We start from the raw sequence: 16,125 nt of genomic DNA, 5'->3' as shown, positions 1-16,125 counted from the left end.
GATTCTCACGCTCGTTGCCGCGCGCAAGCACAAACGGTGATCAGGCAACAGAAACTGCAACAACTCTCAGTTACTCCGCGGCGTCAGCCGCCCACCCCGGAACAGATACGCCGCGCGACCGTCCACCGGGCTCCGGAACGCCAGCACCGCATGCACCCCGCCCTCCGGCTCGGCCGCGATCAGCCGGGTCTCGTCGAGCCCCACCAGCCGGGTCCGTTGCGACTCCGGCATCAGCGCCCGCGCCTCCTCGCTGACCGGCTCGTCGAGCACCCAGAACTCTCCGTCCTCGACGCTGACCGTCGACTGCTGGAGTACGCCGGTGTACCGCCCGGTGACCAGCTCCGCCGGGACCCGCACGGGCTCCTCGGGCGGCGTCGGCCGGACCGCCAGCTCGATCCCGGTCGTCTCGCGGAGGACGTGCCCGACGAGTTCGTCGTACAGCGCGCCCGTGTCCCCGCCGTTCGTGAGCAGCACGACCCCGACGCCCTGCTCCGGAGCGAGCCGGAAGAACGCCGACTGGCCGAGCGTGCCGCCGTCGTGCCCGTACAGCCGGCCGCCGTCGAGGTCGAAGATCATCCAGCCGAGTCCCCAGTGGTCCGCGAACCCACCGATCGCCGGTACGTCGATCTGCGGCTCCCACAATCGGTCGATCGTCTCCCGGTCGAGCAGCTTCGCGTCCAGGTACGCCCGCCCGAACGACAGCAGGTCGCCCGCGCTCATCGCCAGCAACGACCCGGCCGGCGCCATCGCGTGCACCAGGCTCCACATCGGCGCCGCCCGGAGCGGGTCCCCGGGCGCCGGCGCGATGTGCCCGAGCGCGGCGCGGTACAGCAGGGCCTCGTCCGGGAGCGTCGCGACGTGCTCCAGCTCCAGCGGTACGGCGATGTGCTCGCGGATCAGCTGGTGGTACGGCTTGCCCCGCAGTACCTCGGCGATCCGGCCGAGCACCACGAAGCCGGAGTTGTTGTACGAGAACCCGGCGCCCGGCGGCACCTCCTGCGGCAGCTCGGGCAGTACGTCGTGGACGAACAGCTCGACCGCGTCGTCGCCGCGCGACGTCGGCGTGAACGCGTCGCCGGAGAACCCGCTGGAGTGCGTGAGCAGCTGCCGTGGGGTGATCGCCGCGGCCGCTGCCTCGTCGGAGAGCCGGAAGTCGGGCAGGTACTCGCGGACCGGCCGGTCCAGGTCCAGCTTGCCGTCGGCAACCAGCTGCATGATCAGTGTGGTCGTCCAGAGCTTGGTGATCGACCCGATCTGGAACACCGAGTCGGTGGTGGCCTCGACGCCGGTGTTCAGGTTCAGGATGCCCGCGGCCGCCGTACTCACCTGGCCGCCGGCCAGCACCGCGACCGAGGCCGCCGGGACGCCGTGTTTGGTGATCAGGTCCGTGAGGTTCTCGTCCAGCCAGCTCTGCACGTCGTCGCTCCTTGGTAGGCGGAGGCCTCAGAATATGCTCGGGCGGGTGATCGTGCTCTCCGCCGAAGATGTCCGCCGGGCCGTGCCGATGAGTACGGCGATCGACGCCGTCCGGGACGGGTTCCGGGAACTCGCCGCCGGGCACTTCGTACTGCCGCCGCGGCAGATCTTCGGCGACGGCGCGGTGCTGGTGATGTCGGCGTACCACTCCCCGACCGGGACCGCGGTGGTGAAGAAGATCGGGATCGCGCTCGACCAGGTGCCGGCGATCCGGGCGACCGTGATCTGGACCGGCGACGGCGAGCAGCTGGTCGCCGAGGGCAGCTCGATCACCACGCTCCGGACCGGCGCGGTGGTCGGCGTCGCGACGGATCTGCTCGCGCCCGCGGACGCGTCCCGGCTGACCGTGATCGGGACCGGCGCCCAGGCCCCCGACCAGGTCCGCGCGGTCCTCGCCGTACGCCCGATCACCTCGGTCACCGTGACCGGTCGCTCCGCCGACCGCGCCACCGCGCTGGCTCGGACTCTGGCGGCGGAGTTCCCCGACGTCCGCTTCACCCCGACGACGGACCTCGACGCCTCGATCGCCACCCCGCACATCATCTGCTGCGCGACCTCCTCGAGCACGCCGCTCTTCACCGCGGACGCGCTCCCGGAGCAGGTCCACGTGAACGCGATCGGCGCCTTCCGCCCCACCATGCGCGAGCTCCCCCGGAACCTGTTCACCAACAGCACCGTCGTGGTCGACCAACGCGAAGCCGCCCTCGAAGAATCCGGCGAGATCATCGATGCAATCGCCAAGGGCACCCTCACCGAAACCGACCTCATCGAACTCGGCCCAGCCCTCACCAACCCACCCCACCCGACCAGCCGAACCGTCTTCAAGTCAGTAGGCGTCGGCTGCCAGGACTGGTCGATCGCGGCCGCGCTGGCTCAGGTCCAGCGCAGGACGCCCTTGCGGTAGGCGTACAGGAGGCCGACGGCGACGAAGGCGAGGAAGACGAACATCTCGATCAGCGTGGCGAAGCCGAGGGTGTTGAAGATGGTGGCCCAGGGGAAGAGGTAGATCGCGTCCACGGCGAAGATCACGTAGAGGTACGCGAACAGGTAGTACCGGATGTGGACCTGCGCCCAGCCCTCGCCGACCGGGTCGACGCCCGACTCGTACGTCTTGAGCTTGCCCTCGGTCGGATACGTGACCGTCAGCGCCTTGTTCAGCGCGAACGCACCGATCAGCCCGACCAGGCCGAGCGCGACCACCGCGGCGACGACGCCATAGCTGTCCGACACGGGCAAGAGTCTAGTTCGTACAGAGCAGGAGCGAGTCGATCGAGACGTACGGGCCGTAGCCGGAGCGGATGTCGGTGACCTGGAGGCGGAGGCGAGTGATGCCGGAGATGTCGTAGTTCAGCCAGGTCTCGGTCTCCTGCTGCATCCGGAGCGAGGTGACCGCCGTGGTCCCGTTGTGCAGCGACACCCGGACCAGGCCGTCGGTTAGGTTGCCCAGCCAGTTGCGCGAGTACCGGCAGCCGGTCGAGTCGACCTCGCCCCAGACGTACCCGCCCTGGTCCGCCAGCAGGTCGGCCTCGGACCGGCGCGGCCCTTCCTTCGGCGGTACGACGTTGAACTGCGGCTGCCCCGCCCCGCCGACCGCGAGCACGCCCTTCTTGAAGATCCCCCGCCACACGTAGTGCTTGAAGGAGATCATCGGCGACAGCGCCGCGGCGTACGGCGCCTGCGCCCCGACGGCGATCCGGTACGTGCGGACCGACCCGGGCTGGACCGTGGTGATCGTCACGCTACCGCCCGTCGAGTAGCCGTGCGCGATCTCCTGCCAGCGCTTCTGCGACGGGATCCACTGGTGCAACGGGATCCTGGTCCCGTTCGCCGGCGCCGGAGACAGCGTGCCGACGACCGTGATCACGCCCTTGGTCGCATCCGTCGTACGAATGCTCGCGATTTTCAGCGTGCGCACCGGCGACGGGACCGCGGACGCGCTCGGGACCACGCTGCCGAGCAGCAGCACCATCAGCAGTCCGGCCAGCAGTCGCCGCATCGAACAACTCCCTGAAATCGCAGTCAGTGGACGCCACCCTGCCGGTTCTCACTCCGGATCGCAACCGGGCGCTGACCGCCCGCTACCGCATCGGAGACGCTTGTAACACCGCGTCCCAGGCTGTGGACCATCGGGGCTTCCGCATGGTTCCGTTCTAAGGGCGAACTAATATTGGGGTTATCGCCCTGACGGGGGGATCGACGTGCCGCTCACAAGGCGCAGGCCGACCCAAGCTTCGACTTGGAGATGAACAGAACAGTGACCATCGAGGTCAAGCAGCTCGACCGCGTGGTGATCCGGTTCGCCGGCGACTCCGGTGACGGAATGCAGCTCACGGGGGACCGGTTCACAGCGGAAACGGCGTCGTTCGGCAATGACCTGTCGACGCTGCCCAACTTCCCGGCGGAGATCCGCGCACCAGCCGGAACCCTGCCCGGGGTCAGCTCCTTCCAGTTGCATTTCGCCGATCACGACATCCTGACGCCGGGCGACGCGCCCGACGTCCTGATCGCGATGAACCCGGCCGCCCTGAAGGCGAACCTGAAGGACGTGCCGCGGGGCGCGACGCTGATCGTCGACACCGCCGACTTCACCGCGCGGAACCTGAAACGGATCGGGTACGACGAGAACCCGCTGGAGACCGGCGAGCTCGACGGCTACCACGTCGTACCGCTGAACCTGACCGGCATGACGGTGGAGTCGGTCAAGGAGTTCGGCCTGTCCCGCAAGGACGCGTCCCGGGCGAAGAACATGTACGCGCTCGGCCTGGTGTCCTGGCTGTTCCAGCGGCCGGTCGAGTCGACGATCACGTTCCTGGAGACCAAGTTCGCGAAGAACCCGGCCATCCGGGACGCGAACATCGCCGCCTTCCGGGCCGGCTACAACTTCGGCGAGACCGCCGAGGAGTTCTCGGTCCGGTACGAGGTGAAGCCGGCCAAGATGGCGACCGGGACGTACCGGAACATCTCCGGCAACCTGGCGCTGGCGTACGGCCTGGTGGCCGGCGCGCAGCGGGCCGGGCTGCCGCTGGTGCTCGGCGCGTACCCGATCACCCCGGCGTCCGACGTACTGCACGAGCTGTCCAAGCTCAAGCGGTTCAACGTCACCACGATCCAGGCCGAGGACGAGATCGCCGGTGTCGGCGCCGCTCTGGGCGCGTCGTTCGGCGGGGCGCTCGGCGTCACCACCTCGTCCGGCCCGGGCATCAGCCTGAAGTCGGAGACGATCGGCCTCGGCGTGATGCTCGAGCTGCCGCTGGTGGTCTGCGACATCCAGCGCGCCGGCCCGTCGACCGGGATGCCGACCAAGACCGAGCAGGCCGACCTGCTGCAGGTGATGTTCGGGCGGAACGGCGAGGCGCCGCTGCCGGTGCTCGCCGCGCAGTCCCCGGCGGACTGCTTCGCGATCGCGGTCGAGGCGGCCCGGATCGCGATCACCTACCGGACGCCGGTGATCGTGCTGTCCGACGGCTACCTGGCGAACGGGTCCGAGCCGTGGCAGATCCCGGTGATCGAGGACCTGCCGACGGTCGACCCGAACTTCACCACCGCGCCGAACACGCCCGACGGCAAGTACCTGCCGTACGAGCGTGACCCGGAGACCCTCGCGCGCGCCTGGGCGGTCCCGGGGACGCCGGGCCTGGACCACCGGATCGGCGGTCTGGAGAAGGAGGACAAGACCGGGAACATCTCCTACGACCCGGCCAACCACGACCTGATGATCCGCACCCGGCAGGCGAAGGTGGACGCGGTCGCGCGGACGATCCCGCCGGTCGAGGTCGACGACCCGGACGGTACGGCGAAGGTCCTGGTGCTCGGGTGGGGTTCGACGTACGGCCCGATCGGCGCCGGTGTCCGCCGGGTCCGTACGGTCGGCGGCAAGATCGCGCAGGCGCACCTGCGGCACCTGAACCCGTTCCCGTCGAACCTCGGCGACGTGCTGCGGTCGTACGAGAAGGTGCTCGTGCCGGAGATGAACCTGGGCCAGCTGGCGATGCTGCTGCGGTCGAAGTACCTGGTCGACGTCGTCTCGTACGCGCAGGTCCGCGGCATGCCGCTGGGCGCCGCGGAGCTGGCCGAGGTGATCGGCAACCTGGTCGAGGAGACCGAGGGTATCGACGACGACGCCCGGCACCTCGGCACCGCGGCGGCCGCGTTGAAGCACGGCGAAGCACTCGCCGACCAGAACGGCCACCTCAAGGAGGGAGCACGATGAGCGCCGTAGAGCTCGGCATGCCGAGCCTGCCCGACGGCCTGCGGAACGTCCCGCCCGCGACCGATCCGCAGAACCGCAAGGAGTACGTGTCGGACCAGGAGGTCCGCTGGTGCCCCGGCTGCGGTGACTACGCCGTACTCGCGGCCTTCCAGGGCTTCCTGCCCGAGCTCGGGATCAAGCGCGAGAACGTCGCGATCGTCTCCGGCATCGGCTGCTCGTCCCGCTTCCCGTACTACCTGTCGACGTACGGCATGCACTCGATCCACGGCCGGGCGCCGGCGATCGCGACCGGTCTCGCGACCGCGCGGCCGGACCTGAGCGTGTGGGTGGTGACCGGTGACGGCGACGCGCTGTCGATCGGCGGCAACCACCTGATCCACACGCTCCGGCGGAACGTGAACCTGAAGATCCTGCTGTTCAACAACCGGATCTACGGGCTCACCAAGGGGCAGTACTCGCCGACCTCGGAGCCGGGCAAGGTGACGAAGTCGACGCCGATGGGGTCGGTGGACAACCCGTTCAACCCGGTCTCGCTGGCGCTCGGCGCAGAGGCGACGTTCGTGGCCCGGACGATCGACTCCGACCGCAAGCACCTGACGTCGGTACTGCGAGCCGCGGCCGAGCACCGCGGTACGGCGTTCGTGGAGATCTACCAGAACTGCCCGATCTTCAACGACAACGCGTTCGAGGCGTTCAAGGACCCGGAGACTCGGGACGACGCGATCATCCCGCTCGTCCACGGCGAACCGATCCGGTTCGGCACGGACGGCCGGCTCGGCGTGGTCCGCGACGGGTTCGCCTCGCTCGCGGTCCGCGAGGTCGCTTCGCTGCCGGGCGGCGAGGCCGACCTGGTGGTGCACGACGCGCATGTCGACGACCCGGCGTACGCGTTCGCACTGTCCCGCCTCACCGACGGCGGCGTCCTGCACCGGGCCCCGGTCGGCGTCTTCCGCAACGTCGACCGCCCGGCGTACGACGACCAGGTCCGCCAGCAGATCATCACCGCCCAGGAGACCCAGGGCACCGGCGACCTCCAGGCACTGGTCACCGGCGCCGACACCTGGACGATCAACTAGTTGCACGGCTGCTGGGTCTGCGCGCGACGCGCAGATCCAGCAGCTACAGCAGGTCGAGCAGGCCGTGGCCGGTCGACCGGTCGAGGTGCCGAGCGGTCATCCCGGCCGCGCGTGCCGCCAGCACGTCGAGCTCCAGGTTGTCCCCGATCATCAGCGCATCGGCCGGCGCGACACCCAGCTCCTCACAAACCCGCTGATAGGCCAACGGATCGGGCTTGCTGACGCCGAGTGATTCGGACGCGCACACCACGTCGACGTACTCAGCGAGCCCGATCGCCTCGAGCTTCGCGTTCTGCTGTGTGGTGTTCCCGTTGGTCAGCACCCCGATCCGCCACCCGTTGCCCCGGGCAACCTCCAACGCGGGCCGCGCGTCCGGGAACGCCACCCAGCTGCCGCGATACTGCTTCAGATACCCCTCGAACACCACATCCAGCTCGGCCTCGGCAGCCGGCACCTCCCGCCCCAGCACCGGCAGAAACTCCCGAAGCCGCGCCCGCCGCTGCCCTTGATGCGTGAGCTCACGCCGCAGATACGCGTCGTACACCCGCTCCTCGATCGCGAACCACTCGGCGACCACCTCATCCGTCGGCATGATCCCGAGCCCCGCGACCCACTCCCGCAGCGCCCGCTCAGCAGACCCACTGTGGTCGAACAACGTATTGTCCAGATCGAAAACAACAGCCTTCACAGGCCGACCCCGAGCAGGTCCTCAAGGTCGAGGAAGTCCTTCGGCCTGCGGGTGTACATCCGCGTGACGGCGTCGAGCACCGCTCTCATCGGTTCGGCTCCCACGGGTCTGCCAGGTTGTGATCGACGAGTTCGCGATCGGTTGCCCAGTCCTCGTCCGTCCGGCGGCGCAGGACGTCTGCGACCTCGTCGTACCGGCGCCAGTGGTCACGCTCCAGCGGCCCGAGCACGGCGGCGGGCCGGCCGGACACCGTGATCAGCAGGTGCTCACCAGCTTCAGCACGGCGGACCAGATCACTCGCGTGCTGCCGCAACTCCCGCAGCCCCACGGCATCCATGCCTCGAGAGTAGCGCCTAGCCACGTACCACCGAGTCGCGGTTCAGTTCGCGGTGGTTGGCGTAGCCGGAGAGGGCCAGGGTGAGGTCGAGTTCGGCGAGGAAGCAGCGGAGGACGTGCTCGACTCCTGCCTGGCCTGCCAGCGCCAGGCCGTAGAGGAGGGGGCGGCCGAGGAGGACAGCCTTCGCGCCGAGGGCGAGGGCCTTCGCGGCGTCGGAACCGGTGCGTACGCCGGAATCTAACAGGATCGTGAGCTGCTCGCCGACCGCGTCCGCGATCGCCGGCAGGGCGTCGAGGGCGGCGACGGCGCCGTCGACCTGGCGGCCGCCGTGGTTCGAGACCACGATGCCGTCGACGCCGTGCTCGGCCGCGAGCTTGGCGTCCTCGACGTGTGTGATGCCCTTCAGCACGATCGGCCCGTCCCAGTTGTCGCGCAGGAACGACAGGTCGTCCCAGGCCAGCCCGACGTTCGGGAACATCTGTGCCCAGTGCATCACCGCCGCCCCCGGGTCCTCCGCGACCGGCTTCGCCAGCTTCGCCTGGAACGCGGGGTCGCTGAAGTAGTTCGCCAGTCCCTCCCCCTTCAGGAAGGGCAGGAACCCGCGGTCCAGATCGGCCGGCCGCCAGCCGATCGTCCCGGTGTCGAGCGTGACCACGAGTACGGCGTACCCAGCGGCCTTCGCGCGCCGCAGGAAGCTGAGGCAGACGTCACGGTCGGTCGGGTAGTACAGCTGGAACCACTTGTTCGCCGCCTCGATCTGCTCGATCGCGTGGCTGGCCTGAGTCGAGTGCGTGTACGTGAGCCCGAGGGCGTCCGCGGCGCGGGACGTCGCGAGCTCGCCGTCCGGGTGCGCGAGGGTCTGGACACCGATCGGCGCGACCAGCACCGGCGCCGGCATCGACGTACCGAGGATCGTGCAGGACAGGTCACGGTCCGTGCTGCCGCGGAGCATCCGGGGTGCCAGCCGCCAGCGGTCGAACGCCGCCTGGTTCGCGCGGGCCGTCGCGCCGCCGCCCGCGCTCGGCACGATGTACCCCATCGCCTCGACCGGCAGTTTCCCGGCCGCCTGCGACTCCAGCCGGGCCAGGTCGGTGGTGATCTCCGGCGTCGTCCCCTGCAGCATCCCCTGCAGGTAGATCTGCAACTGGTAGTCCCCGAAGTTGCCCATGCCGGATGCTCCCACGCCCGCCACGCCGACTCAACAGCACCACTCCGGCGACCGCGACCAGCCCGCACAGCCAGGCGAACCAGTCTCCCCAGGCGGTGTAGACGGTACGGTCGATGCCCGGGCGGAGCTCGCCGATCAGCGTCGCGGGGGCGTCCGCCGGGGCGGTCGTCTCGGCGACGACGCGGCCGTTCGCGTCGGTCAGGGTGAGGCGGCCTTTGCTGCCGGCGCGGGCGATCGGGATGCCGTTCTCGATGCCGCGCAGGATCGCCATCCGGCTGTGCAGCCAGCCGTCGTCGACGAAATCGAGCGCGGGGACCAGCAGCAGGCCGGTGCCGAGCTTGCCGTACTGGCGGGCGAGCGCCGGGAAGTCCATGTCCTTGCAGATCATCAGACCCCAGTCGTCGTACGTCGCCAGCTGGTCGCCGGGCGGGTACGACTCGAGGCCGGGGATCAGGTGGTGCTTGTCGTACGACGTCGGCGTACTGCCGTCCGGGTGGAAGATCAGCGCGCGGTTGCGGTCGCCGCCGAGACCGACGACCAGCTGAATCTTGTTGCTGGCGGAAAGCTCCTGGAAGAGTGGCGGCAGCTGCCCGTCGTGGACGTCGATCATCTTCTCCGGGAGGAGGACGATCTGCGCGCCCTCCTTTGCTGCGTTGACGATCAGCGGGCGGTAGCGGTCCAGGATCGCCGGGCCGCCCGCGTTGGGCCAGCCCGCTTCGTCTGCGCCTTCGGCGGACAGTACGGCGATCTTCACCGGCGGATCGGTGGCGTGGTCGAGGCGCGCGACGCCGTACAGGCAGGTGCCTGTGGCAACTATCGCCAGGATGCCGACGAGGATCCACCGGCGGGCTGCCATCACCGCGGCCGGGAACAGCAGCAGAAAGCTCACACCCCACGGGCCGGTGAACGAGACGATCTGGTTGATCGGGGCAACATCTGCCTGCGTGTACGCGAGACTGGTGAACGCTCCGTGCGGTGAGAAGGTCGCGATCAGGCAGTCGAGCGCCGCCCACAGAGCAGGCGCCGCCAACGCCGCCGCCACCGGATGCCCGCGCACCATCAACGCCCGGAAGAACAGCACGGTCAGCGCAAACACCGCCGCCAACGCCACCAAGAACCCGAGCGCAACCACTGGCAGCTCGAGATCCGTCAACAAATACCGCACCAGGTTGCTCAACCCCAGGACCCACCCCACGAACGCAACCACACCCGCCACCCACCCCCGCACCAAAGGCGCCACCCAAAACACGGGCACCGCCGCACACCACGTCAGCGCAGGAACCGCATGCAACCCCGACCCCAGGAACAACAACACCCCAGTAGCAAGCGCAGCTGAAGCGCCAACACCCCACGCCCGCACCCCCACCAAACGCGACCGCTCGCGAGTGCCGGCGGGAGACTCATTTCCGGAGTTCATTGATCATCCTTTCGCCCAGGCGGAGACACAGGGTGCGGAAGGCGGGGTCGGGCATGCCGACGCGGTCGCCGTGGTGGAGCTGGATCAGGCCGTGGAGGAGCGCCGCGAACATCAGGCTGGTCTCCCACACGTCCTCGTCGCGGAACAGGTCCTGCTCGACGCCGGCCGTGATCGCGTCCGCGACCAGGTTCAGCGTCGGCGACCGCCGCGCCCGGAAATCGTCCGGGAACTGCCGGGCCTGGTCCCGCCGTTCGGTGAACATGTAGTCGTACAACCGCGGCTGCTCCAGCGCGAAGTCGACGTGGTCGAGCAGCATCTCCCGGAGCCGCTCGTCCGCCGCGACCGGCCGGTCCGCCGATTCCCAGCGCCGGACCAGCTCCGCGAACGCCGCGTCCGCGACCGCGTTCAGCAGCGTCTCCCGATCGGGGAAGTACTGGTAGATCGCCATCGGCGTGATGCCGACCGCGGCCGCCACCTTCCGCATCGTCACCCCGGCCGCGCCGTGCTCGGTCAGCAGGTACGTCGCCGCCGCGGTGATCCGCTCCTTCGTCCTCATGACATCAATAAGAACGCATTCCCTATACGCTGTATAGGCATTTCAACCCTGATCGAACCCGGAGACCGTGACATCCGTCAGGCACCGGACCGGCCCGGACGTCAGCCCCGGATCCGGACGAATCGCATCCGCTCCGGCCGCCCGCCGCGACCAGAGTGATGACCATGACGAACACGAACGTGGTGACCGCTCCCCGACGGAGCGGCGTGAAGCGCGCACTGCCGGCTCTCGGCCTGTTCTTCCTGTCCCCGATGGTCGCCGAGTTCCTGCTCGGGAACATCCCGATCAGCGGCCTCTTCGCCCTGTTCGTCCTGGCCCCGCTGTACGGCGGCGGCGCGGTCCTGATCCGCGAGGTCGCCCGCCGCCGCGGCTGGGGTTACCCGGCCATCCTGGTCCTGGCGCTCGCGTACGGCGTCATCGAGGAGGGCATCACCACCCAGTCGCTGTTCAACCCGAACTACGCCGGCCTCCGGCTCCTCGATCCCGGCCACATCTCGTTCCTCGGCATGGGCGCACCGTGGACGGTGATGGTCCTCGGCCTGCACACCCTCTGGAGCATCACGGTCCCGATCGTCGTGATGGAGTCGTTGTCGCGCCGCCCGCGGGAGCCGTGGCTCGGCAAGCTCGGTCTCAGCGTGTACGCCGTACTCTTCGTCGTCGGCGTTGTCGCGACCACTGCGTTCGGCTACACGAAGGACCCGTTCCGCGCCTCGGCCGGGCAGGACATCGGCGTCGCGGTCGCAGTCGCCGTACTGATCGCCCTCGCGGTCTGGGTCGGCCGCCGCGCGCCTCGTCGTACCACCGGATCCGTCCCGGCCGCGTGGATCGCCGGCGTCGTCGGGCTCCTGGTCAGCAGCGGCTGGATGCTCGTGAACGACGAGATCAAGAACGGCTGGATCTGCGCCGCGGTGTCGCTCGCGATCGACGTACTCGCGATCGTGGTGTTCGTCACCTGGTCCCGGCGGACCGGCTGGACCCGGATGCACACGCTCGCCGCCGCGGGTGGCGCGATGCTCACCTACGCTTGGCACGCGTTCCCGGAGAGCCCGACTCTCGGCGCGTCGATGACTGTCGACCTGATCGGGAACGGCGTCTTCGCCGCGATTGCGGTGGTCCTGCTGATCTCTGCGACAATCAGGTGTGACAAGTTCGTTCGCTCCTGACAGCCGTACCGCGCGGCACGTCAACCTGGCGTTGTTCGCGCTGGCGACCGGTGGTTTCGCGATCGGGACCACCGAGTTCGTCACGATGGGGCTGCTCCCGCAGATCGCGGACGGAGTGCGGATCTCGATCCCGACCGCCGGCCATGTCGTCTCGGCGTACGCGCTGGGCGTCGTGGTCGGCGCTCCGGTGATCGCGGCGCTCGGTGCGAGGACGGGGAGAAAACGCCTGCTGCTCGGCCTGATGGCGGTGTTCGTGGTCGGCAACGTGCTGTCGTCGGTTGCCTCGAGCTACGAGTTCCTGCTGGCCGCGCGATTCCTGTCCGGGCTGCCGCACGGGGCGTTCTTCGGGATCGGCGCGGTGGTCGGCTCCTCGATGGTGGCACCCGAGCGGCGGGCGCGGGCGGTGTCGATGACGATGCTGGGGCTCCCGGTCGCGAACATCATCGGCGTACCGGTGACGACGCTGCTCGGGCAGCAGCTCGGCTGGCAGGTCCCGTTCCTCGCGGTCGGCGTACTCGGCCTGCTGACGCTGGTCGCGGTCTGGTTCTGGGTGCCGCCGCAGCCGGTCGGGAGCGACGTGAACGTCCGCAGCGAGCTCAGCGCGCTGGCCAGACCGCAGGTCTGGATGGCGCTGCTGGTCGGGATGGTCGGCTTCGGCGGGATGTTCGCGACCTACTCCTACATCACCCCGACGATGACGGAACTGGCCGGTTTCTCGCCGTCCGCGGTGACGATCGTGCTCGGCGTGTACGGCGTCGGCATGACCGTCGGCACCGTCCTCGGCGGGCGGCTGGCGGACCGGTCGCTGATGGGCAGCGTGTACGGCGGCCTGGTCGCGGTCGCCGTCGTCCTGGGAACGTTCGGCTGGCTCGCGCAGACCCGGCCCGGGGCGCTGGTCGCGGTGTTCGCGATGGGCTGTTCCGCGAGCATCCTGGTGCCGGCGCTGCAGACCCGCCTGATGGACGTCGCCCACGAAGGCCAGTCGCTGGCGGCGTCGCTGAACCACTCGACGCTGAACATCGCGAACGCGCTCGGCGCCTGGCTCGGCGGCGTCGTACTGGCCGCCGGCTACGGGTACCAATGGCCCAGCCGCCTCGGCGCGGGCCTGGCGCTGGCCGGTCTGGTCCTGGCCGTCGTCTCGGGCCTGATGGAACGCCGAGGGTCGACTCAGGTACTTGCCTGAGGGTTTCCTGACCACGGACTTGGTTAGATCGGGGTATGGCGACCTTGACGTTGGGCGCTGCCGATCTGGTACGGCGGCGCGGGCTGCGGCGGATGCGTTCGGTGGCACTGGCCCTGCTGGTGCTGGCGGCGGCGATCTACGTGGCGACGCTGCACCGGTCCGGTGGCTGGGCGTACCTGAACGCCGCGTCCGAGGCGGCGATGGTGGGTGCACTGGCGGACTGGTTCGCGGTCACCGCGCTGTTCCGGCGCCCGCTCGGGCTGCCGATCCCGCACACGGCGATCGTGCCGACCCGCAAGGACAGCCTGGCGGAGAGCCTCGAACAGTTCGTGACCGAGAACTTCCTGTCCGAGGAAGTCGTCGCGGAGAAGATGCGGACCGCCGAGATCAGCCGCCGGGTCGGCGAGTGGCTTGCCGACGGCAACCATGCCGAGCGGATCGTCGCGGAGGGTGCCCGGACGGTCGGCGCGGCGCTGCCGAAGCTCGGCGACGACGACGTCGCGGCGTTCGTCCGCGGGTCGCTGCTGCCGCGGTTCGTGCAGGAGCCGCTGAGCCCGATCGCCGGGCACTTCGTCCAGTCGGTGGTGGAGGACGGCGCGCATCACGCGCTGCTCGACCTGCTGATGGTGGAGGCGTACGACTGGCTGGCCGGCAACCGGGACCTGCTCGCGGACGTGGTCGGGCCGCGCGCGCCGCGGTGGTCGCCGCAGTGGGTGGACCGGCTGGTGGTGGACCGGATCCACCGCGAGGCGCTGGCCTGGCTGGCCGACGTACGCGACAACCAGACGCACCCCGCCCGCCGGGCCGTCGACCGGCTGCTCGGGCAGCTGGCCGACGACCTGCAGCACGACCCGGAGACGATGGAACGCTTCGAGGCGTGGAAGGCGCGGATGCTCACGCACCCGGACATGGGCAACAGCCTGACCGCGGTGTGGGACGCGATGCGGACCGCGCTGATCGACTCGATCAACGACCCGGACAGCACGCTCCGGATCCGCGGCATCAAGGTCCTGCACGACCTCGGCGACCGCCTGCAGAACGACGAAACCCTCAGCGCCCGGGTCGACACCCGCGCCGCCGAGGCCGTCGGGTACGTGGTCCGCACGTACGGAACGGAGATCGTCTCGGTCATCTCCGACACCATCGAGCGCTGGGACGGCCGCGAGGCCGCGGCCCGCATCGAACTCCACGTAGGCCGCGACCTCCAGTTCATCCGCATCAACGGCACCGTAGTAGGAGCCCTCGTCGGCCTCCTCATCTACACGATCAGTCAGCTGATCTAGATCCCGCAGTTCGGGGCGGACCAGGTGTTCGTCGTACGAATATCCACGTGGGTGTGGTCGTTGTGGTCGGGGTAGCCGGGGCCGAAGATTCCGCCGAAGCCGTGGTTGCGGGCTTCTTTGGCCATGGTGCAGAAGGAGTGCACGCCGGTGAGGTCCGCGGCGCGGCCGGTGAGGTGTTCGCTGTTGCTGGCGCCGCCGACCGAACGGTTGCACGGGATGCTCCGGAAACCGCTGGAAATGTTGAGCGGCTGATCGCCCAGCGCGTGCCGGAGCGCCTCCAGTTGCCACATCGCGCGCAGCGCGTTCGCCCTGGTCGCCGCCTCGGACAGCGTTCCACCGTCGAACCCGGAGCCGCCGCACCCGTCGTCGAGTTCGGCGTACGTGAAGTGGATCGGTGTGCAGTCGTCGTCCTGCAGCGCGTAGATCTTGCCGTACGTCGCCGGCCCGGCGATCCCGTCGGACACCAGCCCGTACGCCGACTGGAACCGCTGTACGGCGGCCTTCGTCGCGGGACCGAACGAGCCGTCGATCGCGAGGTGAGCGCCGTACCCGGGCCAGCCGGCGACGCGGATCTGGAGCTGGCGCACGTCCTCGCCGGACGCGCTCTGGCTGAGCGTGCGGCCCCACGTGTAGCAGCCGTCGGCGTGCGCGACCGTGGTGGCCAGGACCTGTGAGGTGGTGAGCGTGGCCGCGAACAGCAGCAGTACGGCGAGCAGCCGCGGCAAGGGTCGGGTGATGGACATCGGAACAACCTCCGGGGCGGTGAAGGGAACCTGTCGCGCACCAGCATCCCGGCACTTTCCGTCCTTTGGCCAGTCGTCGCGGAAACTTTCCGTCACCGGCTGTTCACCTTCGTGAGCCGCGGGCGCTGGATGATGGCGGCACTGTCCACCGACGACCGGCTGCGGGGTTGACGATGAAGGGCTTCACGCGCCCGAACCTGCTGGATGCGTTCACGCGGATCTGCACGCTGGCCGACGGCCAGCACGGGATGTTCGCGATCGCCCAGCTCCGCGGCGAGGTGACCGACCAGGTCCTCGCCCAGCTGCGGGACGCCGAGATCGTGGAACCCGTCGTCGACGGCGTACTCCGGGTCCGCGCCGGCGCCACGCATCCGCACCAGACGCTGTACGCGACCTGGCTGCTCGCCGAGGCCACGCCCGCCTGGGAGCGATCACTGACCACGCTGGTCGTCTCGCACCAGACGGCGGCCCAGCTGTACGGCGCCGGCACCGCGAGCGGCTCCCGCATCGAGTTCTCGGGTCGCGCCAGGAACACGTTGCCGGACAACGTGACGGTGTTTCCGCGGTCGGTGCCGGAAGAGCAGTGCACCGTGGTCGAAGGCCTCCCGGTCACCGGCCCGGCCCGGACCCTCGCGGACCTCGCCGACGGGCAGGGATTCGACCTGTCCGACCTCGGCCGGCTGGCCCGCTCGTTCATCAGCCAGGGCTGGACGACCGCCGAACAGCTCGGCCCGGAGCTGACGGAGCAGTTCGCCGGCCGCGATCCGGCGTACGACGGCCCGGCCTGGCTCGAGTCCGCGCTCGCGGCGGCCGGGAGGGGCTGAC

16 protein-coding genes are annotated in these 16,125 nt (G+C 69.6%); 7 read left to right on the top strand and 9 right to left on the bottom strand.

Features of this window, described 5'->3' with window-relative positions; translation table 11 throughout:
- Positions 1 to 66: 66 nt before the first annotated feature.
- Positions 67 to 1,416: a serine hydrolase domain-containing protein gene (locus ACFV9C_RS19615; RefSeq protein WP_380195413.1), complete on the bottom strand. Its 1,350-nt coding sequence runs from the start codon at positions 1,414 to 1,416 to the stop codon at positions 67 to 69.
- 46 nt (positions 1,417 to 1,462) lie between these two features.
- Between ACFV9C_RS19615 and ACFV9C_RS19610 the strand changes: the two genes are divergently transcribed.
- Positions 1,463 to 2,380: an ornithine cyclodeaminase family protein gene (locus tag ACFV9C_RS19610; RefSeq protein ID WP_380195411.1), complete on the top strand. Its 918-nt coding sequence runs from the start codon at positions 1,463 to 1,465 to the stop codon at positions 2,378 to 2,380.
- On the opposite strand, the gene ACFV9C_RS19605 is transcribed toward ACFV9C_RS19610, so the two are convergent.
- Positions 2,350 to 2,706 carry an NADH-quinone oxidoreductase subunit A gene (locus ACFV9C_RS19605; RefSeq protein ID WP_141855095.1) on the bottom strand — a complete coding sequence of 119 codons (357 nt, stop codon included), beginning with the start codon at positions 2,704 to 2,706 and terminating at the stop codon, positions 2,350 to 2,352. The two genes, ACFV9C_RS19610 and ACFV9C_RS19605, sit on opposite strands and share 31 nt — an antisense overlap.
- Before the next feature lie 10 nt (positions 2,707 to 2,716).
- Complete coding sequence (locus ACFV9C_RS19600) at positions 2,717 to 3,472, bottom strand: hypothetical protein (protein ID WP_380195409.1); 756 nt, start codon at positions 3,470 to 3,472, stop codon at positions 2,717 to 2,719.
- 246 nt (positions 3,473 to 3,718) lie between these two features.
- On the opposite strand from ACFV9C_RS19600, the gene ACFV9C_RS19595 reads away from it, so the two are divergent.
- Positions 3,719 to 5,686, top strand: coding sequence for a 2-oxoacid:acceptor oxidoreductase subunit alpha (locus tag ACFV9C_RS19595; RefSeq protein ID WP_380195407.1), 1,968 nt, complete (start codon positions 3,719 to 3,721; stop codon positions 5,684 to 5,686).
- On the top strand, positions 5,683 to 6,762 hold the full coding sequence (locus ACFV9C_RS19590) for a 2-oxoacid:ferredoxin oxidoreductase subunit beta (protein ID WP_380195405.1): 1,080 nt from the start codon (positions 5,683 to 5,685) through the stop codon (positions 6,760 to 6,762). The genes ACFV9C_RS19595 and ACFV9C_RS19590 overlap by 4 nt, the downstream gene beginning before the upstream one ends.
- 43 nt (positions 6,763 to 6,805) lie before the next feature.
- Here the strand turns inward: ACFV9C_RS19590 and ACFV9C_RS19585 are convergent, their stop codons facing one another.
- From ACFV9C_RS19585 to ACFV9C_RS19565, 5 genes are all read right to left on the bottom strand, one after another.
- Positions 6,806 to 7,450: an HAD family hydrolase gene (locus ACFV9C_RS19585; RefSeq protein WP_380195403.1), complete on the bottom strand. Its 645-nt coding sequence runs from the start codon at positions 7,448 to 7,450 to the stop codon at positions 6,806 to 6,808.
- Between the two features lie 85 nt (positions 7,451 to 7,535).
- Entirely contained in the window at positions 7,536 to 7,787 is a 252-nt protein-coding gene (locus tag ACFV9C_RS19580) for a type II toxin-antitoxin system Phd/YefM family antitoxin (RefSeq protein ID WP_380195401.1), read from the bottom strand.
- 16 nt (positions 7,788 to 7,803) lie between these two features.
- Positions 7,804 to 8,826, bottom strand: coding sequence for an alpha-hydroxy-acid oxidizing protein (locus ACFV9C_RS19575; protein WP_380195399.1), 1,023 nt, complete (start codon positions 8,824 to 8,826; stop codon positions 7,804 to 7,806).
- On the bottom strand, positions 8,714 to 10,372 hold the full coding sequence (locus ACFV9C_RS19570; RefSeq protein WP_380195397.1) for a nitrilase-related carbon-nitrogen hydrolase: 1,659 nt from the start codon (positions 10,370 to 10,372) through the stop codon (positions 8,714 to 8,716). The genes ACFV9C_RS19575 and ACFV9C_RS19570 overlap by 113 nt, the downstream gene beginning before the upstream one ends.
- On the bottom strand, positions 10,356 to 10,928 hold the full coding sequence (locus ACFV9C_RS19565; protein ID WP_380195395.1) for a TetR/AcrR family transcriptional regulator: 573 nt from the start codon (positions 10,926 to 10,928) through the stop codon (positions 10,356 to 10,358). Before ACFV9C_RS19565 ends, ACFV9C_RS19570 begins: the two co-directional genes overlap by 17 nt.
- A gap of 164 nt (positions 10,929 to 11,092) precedes the next feature.
- Between ACFV9C_RS19565 and ACFV9C_RS19560 the strand changes: the two genes are divergently transcribed.
- Genes ACFV9C_RS19560 through ACFV9C_RS19550 form a run of 3 tightly spaced genes read left to right on the top strand, consistent with a single transcriptional unit; the run spans position 11,093 to position 14,557 of the window.
- A complete protein-coding gene (locus ACFV9C_RS19560) occupies positions 11,093 to 12,091 on the top strand; it encodes a hypothetical protein (protein ID WP_380195394.1) in 999 nt (332 codons plus the stop codon).
- Entirely contained in the window at positions 12,069 to 13,274 is a 1,206-nt protein-coding gene (locus ACFV9C_RS19555; RefSeq protein WP_380195393.1) for an MFS transporter, read from the top strand. The genes ACFV9C_RS19560 and ACFV9C_RS19555 overlap by 23 nt, the downstream gene beginning before the upstream one ends.
- 35 nt (positions 13,275 to 13,309) lie before the next feature.
- A complete protein-coding gene (locus ACFV9C_RS19550) occupies positions 13,310 to 14,557 on the top strand; it encodes a DUF445 domain-containing protein (protein WP_380195391.1) in 1,248 nt (415 codons plus the stop codon).
- On the opposite strand, the gene ACFV9C_RS19545 is transcribed toward ACFV9C_RS19550, so the two are convergent.
- The gene (locus ACFV9C_RS19545; protein WP_380195389.1) at positions 14,554 to 15,300 is read right to left on the bottom strand and encodes a D-Ala-D-Ala carboxypeptidase family metallohydrolase; all 747 of its coding nucleotides are present in this window, start codon (positions 15,298 to 15,300) and stop codon (positions 14,554 to 14,556) included. The genes ACFV9C_RS19550 and ACFV9C_RS19545 overlap by 4 nt on opposite strands.
- A gap of 173 nt (positions 15,301 to 15,473) precedes the next feature.
- Between ACFV9C_RS19545 and ACFV9C_RS19540 the strand changes: the two genes are divergently transcribed.
- Entirely contained in the window at positions 15,474 to 16,124 is a 651-nt protein-coding gene (locus tag ACFV9C_RS19540; protein WP_380195387.1) for a hypothetical protein, read from the top strand.
- Position 16,125 lies beyond the last annotated feature (1 nt).

It is taken from the genome of Kribbella sp. NPDC059898, from assembly GCF_042730855.1.
GTDB lineage: Bacteria > Actinomycetota > Actinomycetes > Propionibacteriales > Kribbellaceae > Kribbella.
This window is presented reverse-complemented; position numbering and strand designations above follow the sequence as displayed.

Coding starts and splice junctions, on each gene's coding strand:
- ACFV9C_RS19600 (WP_380195409.1), bottom strand. CDS start 3,472: ATGCGGCGACTGCTGGCCGGACTGCTGATGGTGCTGCTGCTCGGCAGC.
- ACFV9C_RS19595 (WP_380195407.1), top strand. CDS start 3,719: ATGAACAGAACAGTGACCATCGAGGTCAAGCAGCTCGACCGCGTGGTG.
- ACFV9C_RS19590 (WP_380195405.1), top strand. CDS start 5,683: ATGAGCGCCGTAGAGCTCGGCATGCCGAGCCTGCCCGACGGCCTGCGG.
- ACFV9C_RS19580 (WP_380195401.1), bottom strand. CDS start 7,787: ATGGATGCCGTGGGGCTGCGGGAGTTGCGGCAGCACGCGAGTGATCTG.
- ACFV9C_RS19575 (WP_380195399.1), bottom strand. CDS start 8,826: ATGGGGTACATCGTGCCGAGCGCGGGCGGCGGCGCGACGGCCCGCGCG.
- ACFV9C_RS19570 (WP_380195397.1), bottom strand. CDS start 10,372: ATGAACTCCGGAAATGAGTCTCCCGCCGGCACTCGCGAGCGGTCGCGT.
- ACFV9C_RS19565 (WP_380195395.1), bottom strand. CDS start 10,928: ATGAGGACGAAGGAGCGGATCACCGCGGCGGCGACGTACCTGCTGACC.
- ACFV9C_RS19560 (WP_380195394.1), top strand. CDS start 11,093: ATGACGAACACGAACGTGGTGACCGCTCCCCGACGGAGCGGCGTGAAG.
- ACFV9C_RS19550 (WP_380195391.1), top strand. CDS start 13,310: ATGGCGACCTTGACGTTGGGCGCTGCCGATCTGGTACGGCGGCGCGGG.
- ACFV9C_RS19545 (WP_380195389.1), bottom strand. CDS start 15,300: ATGTCCATCACCCGACCCTTGCCGCGGCTGCTCGCCGTACTGCTGCTG.
- ACFV9C_RS19540 (WP_380195387.1), top strand. CDS start 15,474: ATGAAGGGCTTCACGCGCCCGAACCTGCTGGATGCGTTCACGCGGATC.